Origin of the sequence: Methanothrix sp. (assembly GCF_016706325.1) — an archaeon.
In the GTDB taxonomy this organism is placed as follows: domain Archaea; phylum Halobacteriota; class Methanosarcinia; order Methanotrichales; family Methanotrichaceae; genus Methanothrix.
Genome location: NZ_JADJJX010000003.1, coordinates 66685 through 85291, shown reverse-complemented (window position 1 = coordinate 85291; position 18607 = coordinate 66685). Strand labels below are relative to the sequence as shown.

The window sequence follows — 18607 nt, the reverse complement described above, 5'->3', positions numbered from 1 at the left end:
TCAGATCACCCCCATCTCAGATAAGGTTGCAACCGGCTGCAATAGCTGGTTTGCTGCTGTGCCCATAATATCCGTCATCAGATGCGGCTGCAGGCCGAAGAGCAAGGTGAGCAGAATTATCACGCTCATACTGAGCAGCTCATAGGCATGCGGATCGTGCACATCCATATACTTCCTCAGAATCGGTCCAAACATGGCCTTCTGCATGGCCCAGAGATGATAGGCCGCAGTGATCACTATGCTCAGGAAGACCACTATCATGACATAGGTTGGAAGAGTGGCATAAGCCCCTGTCAGCGTCATGAACTCAGCAATAAATCCGCTCATGCCCGGCAGGCCCAATGAGGCCATAAAGCCAGCCATCATGATGACAGCGAACTTGGGCATTCTGTCAGCCAATCCTCCCAGATCTGCAATGATCCTGGTGCCGACGACATGCTGGATGGTGCCGGCGGACATGAAGAGCACGCAGGTTATGATGCCGTGGGAGAACTGCTGGAACATGGCTCCCTGGATGGATAACGGCACCAGGGCCACTGCTCCCAATGTCACAAATCCCATGTGGCTCACTGATGAGTAGGCCACCAGTTTCTTGATGTCCTTCTGTGCCAGGGCCAGGAGTGCCCCGTAGACGATGGAGAGGACAGCGATTACGGCGATTATGGTGATAAAGGCCTTGTCAACGTAATCGAGCATGGGAACTATGATCCTGAACAGACCATATCCGCCCATCTTCAAGAGGAGTGCAGCAAGCACCACTGAGCCTGCCGTCGGCGCCTCGACGTGGGCATCCGGCAGCCAGGTATGGAAGGGGAAGGCGGGCATCTTCACCAGGAACCCGAGCAGCAGGCCTACGAAGATGATGTTGAGCAGGGCCTTCGGGAAGATCTCCGGGTTCTGGGTGGCCTTCAGGAGGGTCAGCATATCAAAGGTCCTCGATCCATCCGGCAGCTGATAGGTGAAGTACAGAGCGAATATCGCCAGGAGCATCACCAGGCTGGCCACGTGAGTGTAGATGAAGAACTTGATGGCTGCATAGTCCTTTCTCGGTCCGCCCCATGATCCGATCAGGAAGAACATGGGTATGAGCACTATCTCCCAGAAGATATAGAACAGGAAGAAGTCCAGCGCTGTGAACACTCCTAAGACTCCCACCTCATTCAAGAGAAGCAGGGCGAAGTATTGATTGGGCTTCTTTGTCTCTCCCCAGGAGTATATTATCACCAGTACGGTGACTATAGTGGAGAGAAGAACCAGAGGGAATCCTATGCCATCGACGCCCAATGTATACTTGACTCCGATGGAGGGAACCCAGTCATAACTCTCCACGAACTGCATCATAGTTGAGCTCTTATCGAACTCCATGTACATTTGCAAGGATAACAGCAGAGGTGCAAGCGAGGCGATCAGTGCCACGAATTTGGCCCGCGTTCCCGCAAAGAAGGATACCGCCGCTCCCAATAAGGGAATGAGGATCATCAATGAGAGAGCATTTGAGATCATATCAGGCCCACCTCCATTGCTAGCCTGATTGCAGCAATTGCAATCACCAGCACCACTATTCCTAGCATCAAAGCTGCAACGTAGTTTTGCACCACTCCCGTCTGAACCTTTCTCACGTGACCGGCGAAGCCCATAACCCAGGCGCTCAGCCAGTTGAGCCAGCCGTCAACGATCTTGATGTCGATTATATTGGCCAGAATGGCTGTTCCGTAGACTATGCCCTCGCTTATCCAGCCGGTCATGATCTCGTGCTGATAGTATCCCTTTAAAAGCATCTTTCTGATGGGATCATTGTCGCCTGTGACCTGATCGGGCTCGAACCTCTTGATCCGATCCCAGTAGAACAGGGCTGCAATGAGAATGCCGCCTATAGCCACGATATATGGCAGTATCTGAATATGGATGGGCAGCGCATGGCTTTCCTCCGCCTCAGCAGTATGCTCGCCCGCCTGGGCAGCCGCGCCATGCTCTTCAACGAGTGCATGCCCGCCGATGATGCCCAGTTCACCGAAATCAACCTCATAATGATCGAAGTTGGAGTCCAGATAGTCGTAGAAGGCATGCTGAGAGGCCATGCCGAATGCAAATGCGAACACCGCCAGGATCACCAGCGGCCCGAGCATCACCCAGGGGACTCATGCTTTCCATAATTGGATCTCTCTTTGCCTGTGAATACGGAAAACCACATTCTGAAGGTGTAGATAGCAGTCAGTGTTGCTGCCAGTATCAAGAAGATGTAGGGCAGGAAGTTGATCGCCACACCATACTCATAAGCGATCATGATGATCTCATCCTTGGAGTAGAATCCCGTGAAGAAGGGGAATCCAGCCAGGGAGAGCGAGCCTATGAGCATAGTGTACATGGTCCACTTCATGTACCTGCCAACCCCGCCCATCTCACGCAGGTCGTTGGTATTGACAGCGTGGATGACTGAGCCGGCACAGAGGAAGAGCAGGGCCTTGAAGAATGAGTGGCCGATGAGGTGGAACATGGAAACGCCCACCGCAAGTGCTCCCACTGCTGCTCCTACGCCAAGGCCGGCCATCATGAAGCCGAGCTGAGAGACGGTGGAGAACGCCAGCACCCTCTTGATATCAAATGCCGTCAGGCCCATGGTGGCTGCGAACAGGGCGGTGAATGCACCCACTGCCGCCACGGCGGTCAGGCCGTGAGGTGCAGCATAGAATAAGGGGAACATCCTGGCCACCAGGAAGACGCCTGCAGTAACCATCGTAGCCGCATGGATCATGGCGGAGACGGTGGTCGGGCCCTCCATAGCATCGGGAAGCCAGACATGCAGGGGGAACTGACCTGACTTGCCCACTGCACCGCCCAGTAGGCCCAGGGCGATGAGGGTGAGCTGATCTGGCGGTATCTGGCCGATATGGGCATAGATCACCGGGAACTGCAGCAGATACTCTCCTGGATTGAGGGTGATGTTCAGATTGACCAGGTTATTGTAGAGGATGATAATGGCCGCCAGGAACATCACATCGCCCACCCTGGTGGTGAGGAATGCTTTTTTGGCAGCGGCTGCTGCAGATGGCTTCCGGTACCAGAACCCTATCAGAAGATAGGAGCACAATCCCACCAGCTCCCAGAATATGAAGAGCTGAAGCAGGTTGTCAGCATAGACCAGGCCCAGCATGGCGGCAGAGAAGAGTGCCGCCTCGGCGAAGTATCTTGCCGCTCCCGGGTCACCATTCATGTATCCATTGCCGTAGATGTGGATTAAGGTGACCACGAGTGAGACCATAAGCAGCATGACCAGCGAGAGTGGATCTATCAATATTCCCACATTGAACTCGCCAAACCAGTGCATCGACTGATGGACGATTTCGCCAGGATAGATCTCCTGGAATATTCCTAAGGATATGATGAAGGCGCCTAGCGTCGCCAGGACGGTGATGAATCCACCGCCTCTGGGCAGGTTCCAGCCAAAGAAGAGGCATAGCACAAATGCCAGTACAGGCAGCCCAACGATCAGATAAGCTAATTCTGAATACAAAGACTACCACCTCATGGCGCTGATGTTATCCAGGTCAATTGTTCCGTATAGCCTGTAAAGCGCGATCAATATTGCGAATCCAACGCCTGCCTCAGCTGCAGCCAATGCGATGGAGAACAGAGCAAATACCTGTCCATTCATATTAGGCTGGTAGGCTGAGAAGGCAACAAGATTGATGTTGGCGCTATTGAGCAGCAGCTCGATGCACATCATCAGCTTGACTCCGTTCTTCTGTGTGACGAGGCCGTACAAGCCGATGGTGAACATGATGGATGCCAGCAATATGTAAAGCTCCAACGGTATCATCGGTATATTTCCCTCCTTGTCATTCTTTGTCGCCCTCCCTAGGCGTCCTCCTTTCTTGCCACCCAGATCGCTCCGATCAAGGCTGCAGTCAGGACCAGGGCTAAAACCTCAAAGGAGAAGACGTAGATGGTGAAGATCTCAAACCCTATATCTCCAACGCCGCTCTCAGGAAGCCTCAGCCCCTCTGCAGGGGAGTAGCCGAGCGGATGCTCTGTGACCGGCCCCCAATCGGTTATTGATAGCGAGGCCATCAGAGCAGCAAGGAAGGCCAGGGTCAATATGAACAACTTAAATTTCGCCATGGGACTCCTCCATAATCGTCTTCCTGGTGAGCATCACAGCGAAGAGGAGCAGAACTCCCACTGCGCCAATGTAAACCAGGACCTGAGCCACGCCCACAAATGGAGCATTCATGAATATGTAAAGCGCTGCCACACTGGCAAAGGTTCCCAGCAGGTAAAGAGCGCTATGCACAATATTCTTGACCAGCACCATCAGTACAGACAAAAGGATGGCGATTGCCCCTATGGTCAGGAATACTAGAAGCTCTATCACAAACCGGATGTCATAGTCCAGCAGCTTGTCCAGTATCGTCTTGGACCAGGGGGAGAGGAATATCATCACCGCCAGTCCGCCGAAGATGACTCCGAGGCCAAGCAAAAGCACCAGCAGTTCAAATATCGATCTAATTACATTGGTCTTGGGCTTTTCTGCCATCAGGAAGCACCTCCTTCCTCAGGCTTCGCCTCTGCTTTCTTCTTTCCGGCAGCATTTCCCTCTTTGGCCGGTTTCTTCTCCCCGGCAGTAGCTCCCTCTTTTGCCGCTGCTTTCTTGGCAGCGGCCTTCTCGGCAGCAATTCTCTTTGCCTCGGCCTCCAGGTCTGCTACCTCTTTGGCTGAGAATCTCTTTGTGGCCAGGAAATCAGGCCCTTTCACAATATCCTCTCGATTCCAGCCAGCCATTATGACATTCTTACCCATCTTGAGGCACTCAACGGGGCAGTCATCCACACAAAGACCGCAGAACATGCATCTCCCATAATCGATTTGCGGAAAAAGCATCTTCTTGTTCTTGAGGGGATTTCCGAACTTGAAGTGCACCATCTCAATGCAGTTATTGGGACAGACTCTAGCGCAGGAGCCGCAGCCAATGCATGTGGTGGCATCCAGCTCATGAATCCCTCTCTCTGCATCGGGCAGCTCCATCATGAACTCGGGATAGAGCCTGGTGAATTCTATCTCCCGCGAGGCGATCTTCAAAGGCCAGGTGAAGTTCTTTATCATCTTTCTCTTCAACATCTTAAAGCCACCTCATGCGAAGTACGAGCCAATTATTACCGCCCATCCCAGATTCACTATGGATAAAGGCAGCATCCACTTCCAGCCCAGATCAGTAACCTGATCTATTCTCAGACGGAAGAGAGCCGCCCTGATCAATATTATGAACCAGATAACGATTATAACCTTCATGAGCAGCCAGATCAGAGGTGATACCATGTCCAGAAGGGGCAGAGGTATGATCGGTCCGTGCCATCCGCCCAGGAAGAGGAGCGAGGCCAGAACGGCTCCCAAGAGGAAGTTATTGTATTCCTGGAAGTATAACAAACCCCATCTGATGCCGCTGTATTCAGTGCTGTAGCCGCAGATGATCTCCTCTTCTGCCTCGCTCTGATCGAAGGGGACCCTCCCCAGATCGGTTACCAGAGCGATCATGAAGATGACAAATCCCAGTGGCTGGGCAAATGCATACCATACTGTCTGGCTCTCCACGATCTCCACCAGGTTGAGGCTATGGGCCATGACCGCCACGGATATTATGCAAACGCCCATGGGAACCTCATAGGCGATCATCCTGGCAATGCCTCTGAAGGCCCCAAGGATGGAGTACTTATTGTTCGAGCTGTAGCCGGCCATGAAGACGGCAATGGACATGATGCTCAAGGCAGCCTCCACATAAAAGGCGCTGATATCCATGTTGGCGACTACTAGGGGGTAGTTTTTGCCGCCGATGTGAAGCGCTCCAAATGGTATGGCTGCAGCAACCAGCATGGTGCCGGCAGAGGCGATGATAGGAGCCCAGACGTAGACCCCCTTGTCAACTCCAGCCGGTATGACATCTTCTTTGGTGAAAAGCTTGATTGCATCGGCACCCAACTGAAGTATACCCCATCTTCCACCCACCCGGTTAGGGCCAAACCGGTTGCAGAAATCGCTCATTACCTTTCTGTCTGCCCAGATCACCAGCATTGCCCCCACATTGACCACTGCAGCAAGCACTGCTGCGCCTATTATGCCAATGATCAGGGCGAATATCGCCGGCTCCTGGGCGGCAAATTGAGTGATTGTATCTATTATTCCGTCCAAATCCTCTCCCTCCTACCTGTCAGATTCAGATGGGCAGCCGTCCATGCTTCCAGTGATTGCCACCGCATCTGCAACGTATACTCCCTCCAGAAGCGGAGTCAAAGTCTGGAATGTAGCATAGAAAGGCCCTCTTACCTTCACCCGGTAGGGTTTATCGCCTCCGTCGCTGATGACATACATTCCCATCTCGCCGCGTGGATCCTCCACCCGGTAGTAGGCCTCGCCAGCGGGGACCTTCTTGGGAATCTTGGCCTCAGTCTTAATCGGTCCGGAGGGGATTTTATCCAGGCATTGCTCGATGATGTGAATGCTCTCCAGGATCTCCCTCATGGTGCAATCGATTCTGTCCGCCGAGTCTCCCCGGGTTCCAGTGATGACCTTGAAGTCAAGCTCAGGATAGACCAGTATGGGATCCTCAACCCTCATATCATAGGGAACGCCAGCGGCTCTGAGCACCCTGCCTGCACATCCCAGGCGTTTGGCAGTCTCAGGGGATATGCAGCCGATATTCTCCATTCTGGCATGATAGATGGGATCCTGTGCGAAGAACTCTATAAACTCCTCCGTCCTGGATTTCATATAGGGCAGGACCTTTCGGCACTGCTCTTCAAATCCCGCAGGAAGGTCGTTTCTCACCCCTCCGAAGCGGACATATGAGTGCGTCAGCCTGGCTCCGGTGACGCTCTCGATCAGAGAGATGATATGCTCTCTGTCTATGATCATGTACTGCCAGGGAGCAAAGCCCACGCCGGCGATCAGCGTCAGGAACTCGCCTGTGCCGATCAGATGGCTTTGGATTCTGGAGAGCTCCTCCACTATAACCCGGATGTACTGAGCCCTCAGGGGGACTTCCAGGCCTAAGAGCCTCTCCACTGCACCGCAGTAGCACTCATTATTGCTCAGGGCGGCGACATAGCACATCCTGTCGGTATAGGTTATGCCCTGAAGCCAGGTCCTGTTCTCCATGATCTTCTCAATGCCCTTGTGGATGTAGCCCAGATCGAGGAAGGCCTTCTTAACCCTCTCGCCCTCAACCAGGATGTCCAGCAGAAACGGACCGGGAACCATGGCATGCTGCGGCCCCAGGTGCATGATCATCTCCGAGTCGGATTTGATCCATGCCTCCTCTCTCTCCCGGAATGTGGGATACTTAGGCCTCTCCGTCACCACCGTTCCGGCCTCGACCTCTGCTGGCGTTGGCGGGAAGTGATACTCAGTATAGCCCTCGGGGGTGGTGATCTGCACTGCCCTCTCTCCAGTGGTCAGATCTGGATAGCCCTTGAAATCCTTTCTCCAGGGCCAGACACCTACCAGCTCGTCGGACAAGAGCAGAGGATATAGCTCCGGATGTCCCTCGAAGTTGATGCCGAACATCTCCCAGGTCTCTCTCTCATACCAGTTGGCATTCCAGTACATATCGACCAGGGAGGGGACGGATGGATTGTCGCGTGGCGTTTTGACCTTCAGCATGGCTACCACATTATGGGCTCCATAGCTGGTCATGATCTCGACGACCTCCATCTCATTTCTGGCGATCCAATCCACCCCGGCTGAACCAGCATAGTGGTCGAAGTCGAGCTTCTCTGTCATGTACTTGCAGACATCCCGGATCTTCCCAGATTCTATTGTAGCCCATAATCTGTCATCCGACTCCACCCTGGGGTCCGAGACTGCTCCAGGAAAAGCGGACTGGATAGAGCTTAAGACCTCGCTTGCATTTGTCAAGAAAAGATCCCTCCTCAGTAGTCTCTTAAGTCCTTGCGCTGCTTGATCTTTTCCTGGAGATTGATGAGCCCCTCAATGAACTGCTCTGGACGGGGTGGGCAGCCGGGGATGTAGACGTCAATGGGGAAGTAGTCGCCCGTGTTCTGGATGATGTTATAGGAATCGTAGAACGGCCCACCGGAAATGGCACACTCGCCTATGGCTATACACCATTTGGGCTCAGGCATGTTCTCCCACAGGTTCTTGAATACCGGCAGGTACTTCCGGGTCAAGTAACCGGAGATGATCATCACATCCGTCTGGCGGGGGGTGTTTCTGGGGATGCATCCGAACCGATCGCTGTCATAGGGTGCAGCCCCGAAGACGAACATCTCCACGCCACAACAGCCCATAGGCTGCATCAGAAAGTATATAGAGTTCTTTCTGCCCCAGTTGAAGATATTCTTGATGGGCCCCATCTGGATGATCTCATGGATCTTCTCAGTGGTGGTGAACCAGACCTCAGTCACAGGCTGGCCGAATATGGTCCACTTCTCAATCTCCTCATCGATACATACAGGCACGGGTATTACATCGCTTATACCCAACGCAAAGCCTCCTTCTTGATTGCATAAATCAGTCCAACCAGCAATACAATGATGAATAGAAGCATCTCGAAGACGGCAATATTCATGGATCCGAAGGCCATGAGCTTTTGCATGGCCTCATTCGCGTAGACGTAGACCCAGGGGTATAAGAATAAAACCTCAACATCGAATATCACAAAAACGATTGCGAAAAGGTAATATTGAACACTATACTGGATCTTGGCGTCACGGATTGGTTTCAGCCCTCCTTCGTATATCGATAGCTTTTGGCGGCTAGGTCTATTCGGCGCTATGATTTTTATAGCAGCCAGAGCCGCAATAGGCACTATAGCTCCTATTATCAAAAATATAATAAGTGGTATATAGTAAACCACTGCCATCGGTTCGCCGGCCATTGTTTATCCTCCGTAAAAGTTAAACATAAGGCCTGGTATAAAAGGTTTATGAGAAAAAATTTCGCGTTGCACAAGTCCAATCACAATTTTCCGGAACTATTTGACAGATATTATCATTATTAAGGTGAATAAATAAGGTGAATCAAATGGACACAGTACACCAGCTTGAGATCCAGCCGGGGATGAGCATAGATGCTCTGGTCAGGGGATGGAGCCACTGCGGCTTTGGGGCCAGAAGGCTGGCTCAGGCAGCGGAGATATATGAGAGGATGCTCTCTGGGAATTTCACAAAATTTTTCACTCTCTCTGGAGCGATGGTCCCGGCGGGGATGAGGCATGTGGTCTCAGATCTGATTCGGGGTGGCCATGTGGATGTGCTGGTGAGCACGGGAGCAAACCTGGTGCACGATATAATAGAGTCCTTCGGCTGCCACTCACTGGGATGTGCTGAATCGGATGACTCATCCCTCCGGGCTCAGGGGGTGAGCCGGATCTATGATGTATTCATCAGGGATCAGGACTTCGAGGCCTTCGAGGAGCTGATGCAGAGCATCCTGCCGGAGAGCTCCCAGGCCATATCCGGAAGGCAGTTGTTGAATATCCTGGGGAGCCGGATAGCAGACCGGCGATCCATATTGCGATCCGCCTATGATATGGAGGTGCCCGTCTTCTGTCCTGCTCTTCCCGATTCCATGATCGGCCTGCAGGCCTGGATGTTCAGCCAGACAAAAAAGCTCTCTGTGGACGCTTTCGCCGATATCAGAGAGATCATCGATCTCTGTTACAACTGCGAGAGGGCGGGAGTGGTGATCGTGGGAGGGGGGGTCCCCAAGAACTTCACCCTGCAGTCCATGCTTGTCACCCCCAATAGCTTTGATCTCGCAATTCAACTGACCACGGATACCCCTGAGAATGGAGGCCTCTCCGGGGCGACCCTCTCCGAGGCTGTATCCTGGGGCAAGATATCCCAGAGTGCAAGCTATGTCACAGTCTATGGGGACGCGACCATCACCCTGCCCCTGATGGTGGGGGCGGCGCTGGGGAGGCTGAAAAAATAGTCGGCCTGCCCGGGCCAGGCCACAGAGCATAAAGGCACAAAGATAAGGATGAAGAAATCAAAAGCGATTGAGGAACCGATATGGAGATCGTTGTAGGAATAAGCGGAGCATCGGGGGTGGGGTACGGAATCCGGCTCCTGGAAGCCCTGAGGGGGAAAGGGTGCGTCACCCATCTGATAATCACCGATTCGGCTCGAAAGATCATGCAGATAGAGACAGATTCTCTGCCCGGGGAGGTGGAAAGGCTGGCTGATCATGTTTATGCCCCAAAGGACTTCTCCGCCCCGGTGGCCAGCGGATCGCACCTCTTCGATGCCCTGGTGGTCATCCCCTGCAGCATGGGAACTCTCTCCGGAATTGCCTGCGGCTCCTCGGATACCCTCATCACCCGCTGCGCCGATGTATGTCTGAAGGAGAAGAGGAGGCTGATCTTGGTCCCCAGGGAGACCCCCCTGAGCCTGATTCAGCTTCGCAATATGGTTGCAGCCAGCGAGGCGGGAGCTCTCATTCTCCCCGCCTGCCCCGCCTTCTACTCCCGGCCCCAGAGCCTGGCCGGGCTGGTGGATGTGCTGGTGGGAAGGGTGCTGGATCTCCTCGGCCTGGAAAACGATCTTTATCATAGATGGGAAGGCATATGAAGGAAATGCTTATAACCGAGTGAATCAGTGCGAATAAGAGGTGAATTAGATGAAGTGCGCCCTCTGTCTCGTTGACAAGGAGACGGTTCCTGTCAAGCTCAACTTAGCCACCATTCACGGCCCCAAGGATGAGATGTTCAATATCTGCAAAGAGTGTCTGGAGCTGGCCCATCAGGCCTACCTGGATAAGGACTTCCTGATTGTGAAAGGCGGGACGAACGCACCACCACATGGCGCGCATCATTAAACAACTTTTTATTCTTAAAATCCTTTCTCTCCTGATCATCAGGGCTGATGCAGTGCATGCTGAGGAATGAGGCTAGGGCCCCCCATGCAGGTGGTCATGGCCCTCATCCCCAATCATCGGCAGATCGAATAATATCCTCAGAAGAGGAGGCGGCGGGGAGATGGTGGCCTCTGCCGCGAGATGGAAAATAATCTTTTTATTCTTTTCCGCAACCATTAAAAGCTATAAGCCTGGGGAAGGAATCGAATGGGATGAGCGGAATAGAATGAGATAGCTGAATGGGATGAGCAGAATAGAATGAGATGAGCATGAGTGATAGAGCCTCTAGATCGCTTAAGAGAATAAAAGAAGAGGCATTGAGGCGATTTGATCATTCTGATCAGCAGAGCCGCGGAGCCCTGCGGCTCCTGACCGCTACATTTAAGCGCATGTCAGAGACGGAGAGCTGGGATGCAGCAGCAGCCATTGCCTACTACTCTCTCTTCTCCCTCTTTCCCATGCTGATACTGCTGGTGATCTTGGGGGCTTCCTTTCTTGAGGCCGAGGAGAACTACCATCATCTGATCAGCTTTACCAAGGAGATCCTCCCTCCGGCGGAGAGCCTGGCAAGAGAACATTCAGGTTATCCAGGATCTGGGAGAGAAGCTGGCTATGCATCAGCCCCTAAGGGAGCTACTGCAGGAGAACTTCAACCAGCTCCTCCACCTCAGGCTCCCAGTGGGAATAGCGGCTGTGATAGGACTGTTATGGTCTGCCACCGGGGTATTTGTGATCCTTTCCAAGAACATCGATCGCGCATGGAGCAGCTCCAAAGGGCGGAACCCCCTGGAGTGGCGTTTAGTGGGAATGGCAATGGTTGGAAGCCTCCTTATCGGCCTCATCATCCTCTCCATGGTGATGGTCTCCCTTCTCGGACTGCTGGATTACAGCCTGGAGATACTGCTTGGGGATGCCATTGCTTATCATAGACCGTTGGGGTCAAAGCTCCTTTATAGATTGTTTCCCGATATTGTGATATTTGCTGTCTTCACCATCCTTTACTGGTGGGCCCCAAAGGTGCGCGTCAGATGGGCTGATGCTGCTTTAGGGGCATTCGTGGCCGCTTTATGCTGGGAGCTCTCCAAGATGGGCTTCGCCTGGTATCTGGAGAGCGGCCTTTCCAATCATATGCTGGTCTATGGCTCTTTAGGCACTGTCGTCATTCTGATGCTGTGGATCTATCTGAGCGGTTTGATCTGCCTCTTTGGAGCCCATCTCGTTGCCCAGATGGTGGGGCGGAGGCAGAAGAAGGCAGAGGGCAGTGGCAATTGAGAATGATTCAAAAGGATACAGTTCCCCTTGTCTTTGTGCCCCAGTGGTCGAATTGTGATGCTTGAATAGATAGAGACAATGCTAAAAGTATAGATCGAAATAATGCTAAAAGTATAGATCGAAATAATGCTAAAAGTATAGATCGAAATAATGCTAAAAGTATAGATCGAAATAATGCTAAAAGTATAGATCGAAATAATGCTAAAAGTATAGATCGAAATAATGCTAAAAGTATAGATCGAAATAATGCTAAAAGTATAGATCGAAATAATGCTAAAAGTATAGATCGAAATAATGCTAAAAGAATAGATCGAAATACTTAGAGAAGCAAAGATCGAAGATCAGTTGGTTGATCAAAGATTTTATATTTAGGGAAAAGCAAACAAAAGCCTGTATGCCAGCCTCAAAGAGATTCAATCTTTTGGCATCCGCAGTGCTTCTCATTGCTTTTGCTGCCACAATATATGTCACAAAAGCATTTGTTGCCCCCCTCCTCCTGAGCTTCTTCATCGCCTTTGTACTGTTCCCTGTCTACTCCCGCATTCACTGCTTAACTGGACGAAAGAATCTGTCGGCCGTTTTATCGTTGCTGCTGGTGGTTTTATTTTTTATGACCTTTCTTCTCAGTGCGATCAATGCCATTGCCACTGAGACCTCAGGCCTCTTTTCCTCCCAGGAGAATATCGCTCAGTCCGCTGGCATCTATATAACCCAGAAGACTGAGGAATCTCTGGAAACCCTGAATGTCGTGCTGAATAACTTCGTCTCCCAACCGACTGCAGAGAGAACAATAGAGCGGCTGAGGGAGCTGGTAAAGCCTTTCATCGAGGCCCCCAGGGACTGGATGATCTCCAATATGCTCCCCCAATTCGCATCTATCGCCGCCTATGCGGCCACAAGCTTCATAAGCGAGCTGCCTGTGCTCATGTCCCAGTTCTTTGTGGCCATCATGATCACATATTATCTTCTTATTGGCGGCTCAAGTGCAGTAAAAGGCTTCTTGCTCATCCTTCCGGAGAGGGATATCATGAACTATTTTGTGCGGGAGCTTAACCGGATCTATAATAATCTTTTTAATGTGTATCTTTTGACCTCCCTGATAACCGGGCTGCTCGCCGCAATCGGATTCGCCCTGTTTGGAGTGCCATATCCCTTCCTGTGGGGGCTGACAACGGCCATATTCGCCCTCCTGCCCATGATCGGGCCGCCGGTGATTTTTCTGCCCATATGCATCTATTTCCTACTGACCGGCAACTACGTATCGGGCATTGGCCTGCTCATCTATAGCCTGATCTTCATCAATACCATCCCTGAGAACGTTATCCGCCCCAAGCTCGCCAGCCAGGGGGCAAAGATTCATCCCTCCATCACCCTCCTCGCCTTTGCCGCCCCCATCTTTGTGGTGGGGGTTCTTGGATTTATAATAGGACCCCTTCTTTATGGGTTTCTCCTGGCGGCGTTCAGGACCCGAATCCATATGCTAAAGGAGGAGGGAGCAATAGATGAAAAGGAGCTTATAGAGATTTCAGAAGGAGAAAAACCGTCCCCCTCCTACGGGTTCTGCGATCTGGGTGCGAGGGCGAGATCGGCTCTGGAACGCTTGAAGAGGAGTTTTGCAAAATAAAATATAATAAATATAAATTATAAAAGATCTCTCCTTCTTTCTCCCTTTATCTCCCTTTATCTCCCTTTATCTCCTTCTATCTCCTTCTCTTTCTCTCTCCCCCTCTCTCAATTATATGAGAGACATGGGGGAGAATCTCCCTTTGCATCTGTCCTCCTCCAAGCAGTCTGAACTATAAGTGGGCCTGGAGATCCTCCAGCATTATTTTATCCGCTCCGCCTTTGTCCTTCTCCAGTTTTACCAGCCTGCCATAGGCCACTCCCGCTTCGGTGAGGGTTATTTGCCCATCATGTATCTCCAGCAGTCCTGCCAGCTCCATCCGATGCAACTGGTAGTCGAGCATTCGATCGCCCACCGCCTGCGCTATCTCATCTACTGTCAACAGGCCCTCGTTCATGAGGATGAGCATCCTCCGGCGGGTGGGGTTCTCCAGTGCATGATGCACCATGGCCATCTCCTCTGGAGACTCGGGTTTGGCTTTGCGTCCCATCAGCATGAAATGATGGATGACATGCTACAGCTATCTTTCTTTCCCCTGGAATTAGGGCTGGGTATTTAAGGCAGGGCTCTCCATCAGGTTTAAGTTGCAGCCGGTATTAGCAGTGAACTATGCACTGGCCTGATCTTTTGATCGGTTCTGTCTGTATGCTCATTCTCTTTCTCCTCCCGCTTGGGGCTGCATCCAGCCAGGAGGCAGCAGAAGGCCCGGTGCCAAACCAGCTCGTACTGAGCATTTATATCGATGAGGGCGGAAGGTGCCTGATCAATGGATATATTGAGGACCTTTTTTCCTTGCCCTTTCTGAACTCATCAGAGTACTCCTATGAGGATGAGAGCAGGCAACTGTATGCCATCACCAATGCCCTCACCTTTAAATCGGCTGATAATTGGAGTGTGAGATTGGAGTCTGTGGGCATCTTCGAGGAGTACAGGGCCATCTTTTATCTGCCGGCAGATGCAAAGCTGAGCGGGGTTGAGCCATCGCAGGGTCTTGATTATCTGGTTTATGCTGCCGATAATTCAGTGGTCGCTGAGCTCCACGGGCATGATATCACCGATCCTGCAGTTGACATTGGTTATGCGCTCCAGTTAGCCGACAAAAGGGTCGCGAGGGAGAATACATCAAAGGCTGCTGGTACAGGCGATGTGGCGGGTGGATCGAATCCGGGAGCAGATTCGATGAAATATATGACAATAGCTCTGTTCATTCTGCTTCTCACCGCCCTGGGGCTTCAGATTCATCATTCCCGCCGCCGGTCAGAATCGGATGGGCAGGGGAGCCTCTCCACCAGGGATGGGGTCGCTGCGGGCCGCCCATCATCCAGCCAGGGATGTTCTGATCATCCTATGGAGGACAGACCTGAGACCAGCATTGAGATGGCCGGCGGCATAGAGGTGAGCAGCGATATTGCCGCGGTGATGGCCACTCTGACTGATAAAGAGAGGGCCATCCTCAAGGGCCTGCTGCACCGCGGAGGGAGGATGACCCAGAGGGAGATCGGCTATGAGATGGATATATCAAGATCGTCTCTTTCTGGCATTTTAACCTCAATGGAGAGGCGTAAATTGATAACCAAAAGAGGAAATGGGAGAACGAACATAATCGAATTGTCAGAGCGATTCTTGAACAATAAAGAACGATCTTAAGCCTTTTTTGAGTTGCGGGATCCCAATCCTGGTTCGGCCTGGATTTCTTGTATCGTTCAATCCCAGGAGTGATCTGAGGGTGGCAATGCAGCCATCCAATGTGGAGGTTTGTTAGAGATGAAGACGAAGCACATAGCTGTACTGTCAGTTCTGCTGCTGGCATGCCTGCTGGCAGCCCCAGCCCTGGCAGGCCAGAATAGAAATTGTGGCGAGAACTGCAATAATATCAACTGTCCTTATGCGAATCAGGACCGGCTGGGCAACCAAAACCAGTACGGCCAGACAGCCGAGAAGGATCCTGCCGCCCAGAGCGGCCTGGCAGCTCAAAAGGGCCTGGCAGCTCAAAAGGGCCTGGCAGCTCAAAAGGAGTTGAAAGCTCAAGATGGAAGCCGGGACGAGGGCGGCAATAGATCCTGCTGCCCGTATGGAAATCAGGATGGCCTGGGCAATCAATATGGAAGGCAGGATAAAGGAAGGGCAAATTGCATCTATGGCGGCGATTGTGATCGCAAACGCGACGGAAGCTGCCAGAGATGATTGGATCGAATAAGCATCTGTCTGCTAGAGGATGTCAAAGGGACGAATATCCCTAACATCTCACAATAACATATATTACCTGGCATGAATCACCTGGCATGACGTGGAATGATTGAGATGAGACTGAGAGCGTGCCAGGGTTCGACTTTTTTCTTTCTGGCAGTATTGCTGCTGGCATTATGCGGTTTGTGCTCAGCGGCTCAGCATATAAATGCAGCAGCGTCAGGAGCAGCAGCATCGATGGCTGAGGCCCCGGGGGCTCAATTGGCTGGCAATTCTCCGCCCCAGGCCTTCGCTGCTCCCGGGCCTCATGCTGGTGAGGGATCTGGGCCTCATGCCGGCAGCAGCTCTGGATCGCAGATCAGCGGCAGCTTAGAATCTCCGCCCAGAAGTCCGCCGGAATCCAGGAGTGGAGAAAGGCAGGGAGACCACCAGGGCGGAGTGGGCTGCCCCTTATTGAATGCCCCCAGCAGCCTTCAGAGCCCGGATGATAATGATGATAATAGAAGTGCCAATGAGGCTGGCGGGGAGGATGTTGATGTTCAGAGCTGGCGGGGAAGGGCAAGCAAGGATGAAAAATCATATCCCGCCCGGCTGAGTGTGGAGGCCATCTTGACATTGGATCCGGGCGTGGCCAGGGATATGCTATCCTCAAACCTCAGCCTTGAGGAAATAAGGCTCCGGTTGAGGGCCGGCAGCAGGGATGCAATTCTGAGGGGGAGCCTGAGGATCGGCAATGATAGCTACCGGCTGGTGAACATCACTGTGCAATCCTCAGGCAACGAATCTGCTCTGAGGGCGGAGCTGGCCGGCCCGGGCGGCATGTACAATGCAAAAGCCGAAGATGAGATCGTAGGGTATATCTCCATGACCATCTCAGCGGAGGATTTGCAGTCTGCCCGCGGCTATGCGATGATCGATGACTCCAGGCACAGCGGAACTTATACAATTGAGCTGGAGAGAAAGGCCGGCCGGGGCTACATGTGGGGGATGCAGAACTGTCCTAGAAATGCTATCCGTTAACAGATCATTTATAGCGCCTGGATGATGCTGGATGATTCTCTGCCCTGAGCAGAGGATTTTAGATAGGGCTATAGCGATTTCTATGTCGGGCCGCTCTATGTCCAGCCATCCGAGATGGGCAGGATATCGCAGCTTCGACCTGGGGAGGGTTCGGCCAGATAAGAAGAGATCGGGGTCTAAGCTGATGCATTCTGGAGCATGGGCCTTGCCCTTCATGAGAGAGCAGTAGAATGCAGACGACTGAAAGCGCCAGATCGTCCCTGGCATCAGGGGGTCGATAAGATCTCCTCATGCCTGGAAGGCAGAGCGAAAGCTACAATAGTGGGCTGAGGCCTTGAATCAGATACAATGAAACCGGAGAATAAAGAGCTTATACGGGCCTTGCTGGAGAACAAGGACTCTATTCAGGAGGATATCTTCCTGGACAGCAAGGCCATGCTGGGCATGGTGCCCTTCATCCTGAAGCTGATGGCCCGCCGTCCAGAGTTCATGATCTTCTCCTGCCTGAAGGACTTCTATGTCCTGCGGCCCAAGAGCCTCGAGCCCAAGACCGCAGAACTGCTGGCCGTTGCTGCCGCTGCTGCCTCCGGTGCAGACCAGTGTCTGAAGGTGCACATGAACGCTGCCGCCCGGGCAGGGGCGAGCGAGGATGAGATCCTGGATGCAGTCTTCATCGCCGCTCTCATCGGCCAGACCAAGATCCTGGCCTCCTCCCTTCGCACCTTCCGGCAGTTCGAGGCCGATCAGAGCCCGGAGTAACATGCTGTTGATGTGATGTGGTTGGACTCTCCAGGTGAGGCAGGCATTCTCTTGGCACCCTATGGCTCCGCCTCTCCCCGAGCCATGGCCACATATGAGAGGATCCTGGCCTCATACAGGAGGAGCTTTCCTGGCATGCCCATTCTCCTGGCCTTCACCTCCGGCCTTATGATAAAGAGGCTGGAGGAGAGGGAGGGGATTGCTGTTCTGAGCATCGGGGAGGGCCTGGAGCAGCTCTCAGGCCTGGGATGCATCCAGGCGGTGGCCCAATCGTTGCATATCGTTCCTGGGGGAGAGTTTCACCGTCTGGCATCTCAGGCCAGAGGGTATGAGTTGAAAGAGGCGGATAGAGAAGAGAGGCTGAGGATCAGCATCGGTCTTCCCCTCCTCTCCGGCCTGGAGGACTGTCTGAGGTTATCCGGGGCCCTGCCCCCTCTGTGGAATGAGCCCCCCAGAGGGGAAGAGGAGGATGCAGTGCTTCTGGCCGGCCACGGCACCGGCCACCCCGCTGATGCCCTCTACTCTCAGATGGCTCAAGTCCTGAGGAGGGATCATGGCCGGGTATTGCTGGGCGCCATAGAGGGGTTTCCTGGAATCGAGGAGATGATAGAAGAGCTGAAGGCCTGCGGGGCGGAGAAGATCAGGCTGCGCCCTTTTTTGCTTGTGGCCGGAGGGCATGCCAAAAACGATATCGCAGGCCCTGGCCGGGATTCATGGAAGAGCACTCTGGAAAGAGAGGGATTTGAGGTGGATGTCCGCCTGAAGGCTTTGGGCGAGATGGATGGAGTTGTAGCATTGCTCCAGGAGCATACGAGAAGGGCTCTGGAGAGCATGAAGAGAGGTTGCTTGAATCCTGCTGCCGGCACATGAGCCAAG

The 18607-nt window shown here is 52.8% G+C and carries 22 protein-coding genes; 10 read left to right on the top strand and 12 right to left on the bottom strand.

Annotated elements, in window-relative coordinates; genetic code table 11:
* The 11 genes from IPI63_RS12525 to IPI63_RS12475 are packed head-to-tail and all read right to left on the bottom strand — an operon-like array spanning nucleotide 1 to nucleotide 8887.
* Complete coding sequence (locus IPI63_RS12525) at nucleotides 1–1503, bottom strand: NuoM family protein (protein ID WP_292478751.1); 1503 nt, start codon at nucleotides 1501–1503, stop codon at nucleotides 1–3.
* Nucleotides 1500–2126, bottom strand: a complete 627-nt coding sequence (locus tag IPI63_RS12520) for a hypothetical protein (protein WP_292478750.1) — start codon at nucleotides 2124–2126, stop codon at nucleotides 1500–1502. The genes IPI63_RS12525 and IPI63_RS12520 overlap by 4 nt, the downstream gene beginning before the upstream one ends.
* Nucleotides 2126–3511 carry an NADH-quinone oxidoreductase subunit L gene (locus IPI63_RS12515; RefSeq protein WP_292478748.1) on the bottom strand — a complete coding sequence of 462 codons (1386 nt, stop codon included), beginning with the start codon at nucleotides 3509–3511 and terminating at the stop codon, nucleotides 2126–2128. Before IPI63_RS12515 ends, IPI63_RS12520 begins: the two co-directional genes overlap by 1 nt.
* Nucleotides 3512–3514: 3 nt before the next feature.
* The gene (gene fpoK, locus IPI63_RS12510; RefSeq protein ID WP_214064412.1) at nucleotides 3515–3817 is read right to left on the bottom strand and encodes a F420H2 dehydrogenase subunit FpoK; all 303 of its coding nucleotides are present in this window, start codon (nucleotides 3815–3817) and stop codon (nucleotides 3515–3517) included.
* A gap of 38 nt (nucleotides 3818–3855) precedes the next feature.
* Nucleotides 3856–4119, bottom strand: coding sequence for a dehydrogenase (locus IPI63_RS12505; RefSeq protein ID WP_292478747.1), 264 nt, complete (start codon nucleotides 4117–4119; stop codon nucleotides 3856–3858).
* Nucleotides 4106–4534 (bottom strand): NADH-quinone oxidoreductase subunit J, encoded by a 429-nt coding sequence (locus tag IPI63_RS12500; protein ID WP_292478746.1) that lies wholly within the window; start codon nucleotides 4532–4534, stop codon nucleotides 4106–4108. Before IPI63_RS12500 ends, IPI63_RS12505 begins: the two co-directional genes overlap by 14 nt.
* The gene (locus IPI63_RS12495) at nucleotides 4534–5115 is read right to left on the bottom strand and encodes a 4Fe-4S binding protein (protein WP_292478745.1); all 582 of its coding nucleotides are present in this window, start codon (nucleotides 5113–5115) and stop codon (nucleotides 4534–4536) included. Before IPI63_RS12495 ends, IPI63_RS12500 begins: the two co-directional genes overlap by 1 nt.
* A gap of 12 nt (nucleotides 5116–5127) precedes the next feature.
* Nucleotides 5128–6180 (bottom strand): F420H2 dehydrogenase subunit FpoH, encoded by a 1053-nt coding sequence (gene fpoH / locus IPI63_RS12490; protein WP_214064415.1) that lies wholly within the window; start codon nucleotides 6178–6180, stop codon nucleotides 5128–5130.
* A 12-nt stretch (nucleotides 6181–6192) separates the two neighbouring features.
* Nucleotides 6193–7905: a F420H2 dehydrogenase subunit FpoD gene (fpoD, locus tag IPI63_RS12485; protein WP_292478743.1), complete on the bottom strand. Its 1713-nt coding sequence runs from the start codon at nucleotides 7903–7905 to the stop codon at nucleotides 6193–6195.
* A gap of 14 nt (nucleotides 7906–7919) precedes the next feature.
* Nucleotides 7920–8492, bottom strand: coding sequence for an NADH-quinone oxidoreductase subunit B (locus IPI63_RS12480; protein WP_214064417.1), 573 nt, complete (start codon nucleotides 8490–8492; stop codon nucleotides 7920–7922).
* Nucleotides 8483–8887 carry an NADH-quinone oxidoreductase subunit A gene (locus IPI63_RS12475; protein ID WP_214064418.1) on the bottom strand — a complete coding sequence of 135 codons (405 nt, stop codon included), beginning with the start codon at nucleotides 8885–8887 and terminating at the stop codon, nucleotides 8483–8485. The genes IPI63_RS12480 and IPI63_RS12475 overlap by 10 nt, the downstream gene beginning before the upstream one ends.
* 146 nt (nucleotides 8888–9033) lie before the next feature.
* On the opposite strand from IPI63_RS12475, the gene IPI63_RS12470 reads away from it, so the two are divergent.
* From IPI63_RS12470 to IPI63_RS12450, 5 genes are all read left to right on the top strand, one after another.
* A complete protein-coding gene (locus IPI63_RS12470; protein WP_292478742.1) occupies nucleotides 9034–9945 on the top strand; it encodes a deoxyhypusine synthase in 912 nt (303 codons plus the stop codon).
* A gap of 80 nt (nucleotides 9946–10025) precedes the next feature.
* Nucleotides 10026–10583 (top strand): UbiX family flavin prenyltransferase, encoded by a 558-nt coding sequence (locus IPI63_RS12465; protein WP_292478741.1) that lies wholly within the window; start codon nucleotides 10026–10028, stop codon nucleotides 10581–10583.
* Between the two features lie 49 nt (nucleotides 10584–10632).
* Complete coding sequence (locus IPI63_RS12460) at nucleotides 10633–10830, top strand: hypothetical protein (RefSeq protein WP_292478740.1); 198 nt, start codon at nucleotides 10633–10635, stop codon at nucleotides 10828–10830.
* Between the two features lie 615 nt (nucleotides 10831–11445).
* Nucleotides 11446–12141, top strand: a complete 696-nt coding sequence (locus IPI63_RS12455) for a YihY/virulence factor BrkB family protein (RefSeq protein WP_366851117.1) — start codon at nucleotides 11446–11448, stop codon at nucleotides 12139–12141.
* A 421-nt stretch (nucleotides 12142–12562) separates the two neighbouring features.
* Nucleotides 12563–13765 (top strand): AI-2E family transporter, encoded by a 1203-nt coding sequence (locus tag IPI63_RS12450; RefSeq protein WP_292478739.1) that lies wholly within the window; start codon nucleotides 12563–12565, stop codon nucleotides 13763–13765.
* 172 nt (nucleotides 13766–13937) lie between these two features.
* Here the strand turns inward: IPI63_RS12450 and IPI63_RS12445 are convergent, their stop codons facing one another.
* Nucleotides 13938–14261 (bottom strand): helix-turn-helix domain-containing protein, encoded by a 324-nt coding sequence (locus tag IPI63_RS12445; protein ID WP_214065581.1) that lies wholly within the window; start codon nucleotides 14259–14261, stop codon nucleotides 13938–13940.
* A gap of 131 nt (nucleotides 14262–14392) precedes the next feature.
* Here IPI63_RS12445 and IPI63_RS12440 point away from each other — a divergent pair, with 131 nt between their 5' ends.
* The 5 genes from IPI63_RS12440 (at nucleotide 14393) to IPI63_RS12420 (ending at nucleotide 18601) form a co-directional block, all read left to right on the top strand.
* On the top strand, nucleotides 14393–15412 hold the full coding sequence (locus IPI63_RS12440; protein ID WP_292478738.1) for a MarR family transcriptional regulator: 1020 nt from the start codon (nucleotides 14393–14395) through the stop codon (nucleotides 15410–15412).
* 117 nt (nucleotides 15413–15529) lie between these two features.
* Nucleotides 15530–15949: a hypothetical protein gene (locus tag IPI63_RS12435; RefSeq protein ID WP_292478736.1), complete on the top strand. Its 420-nt coding sequence runs from the start codon at nucleotides 15530–15532 to the stop codon at nucleotides 15947–15949.
* 240 nt (nucleotides 15950–16189) lie between these two features.
* Nucleotides 16190–16972 carry a hypothetical protein gene (locus IPI63_RS12430; RefSeq protein WP_292478735.1) on the top strand — a complete coding sequence of 261 codons (783 nt, stop codon included), beginning with the start codon at nucleotides 16190–16192 and terminating at the stop codon, nucleotides 16970–16972.
* 348 nt (nucleotides 16973–17320) lie between these two features.
* Nucleotides 17321–17731: a carboxymuconolactone decarboxylase family protein gene (locus IPI63_RS12425; RefSeq protein WP_292478734.1), complete on the top strand. Its 411-nt coding sequence runs from the start codon at nucleotides 17321–17323 to the stop codon at nucleotides 17729–17731.
* A 21-nt stretch (nucleotides 17732–17752) separates the two neighbouring features.
* Nucleotides 17753–18601 (top strand): sirohydrochlorin cobaltochelatase, encoded by an 849-nt coding sequence (locus IPI63_RS12420; protein ID WP_292478733.1) that lies wholly within the window; start codon nucleotides 17753–17755, stop codon nucleotides 18599–18601.
* The last annotated feature ends 6 nt before the right edge of the window (nucleotides 18602–18607 follow it).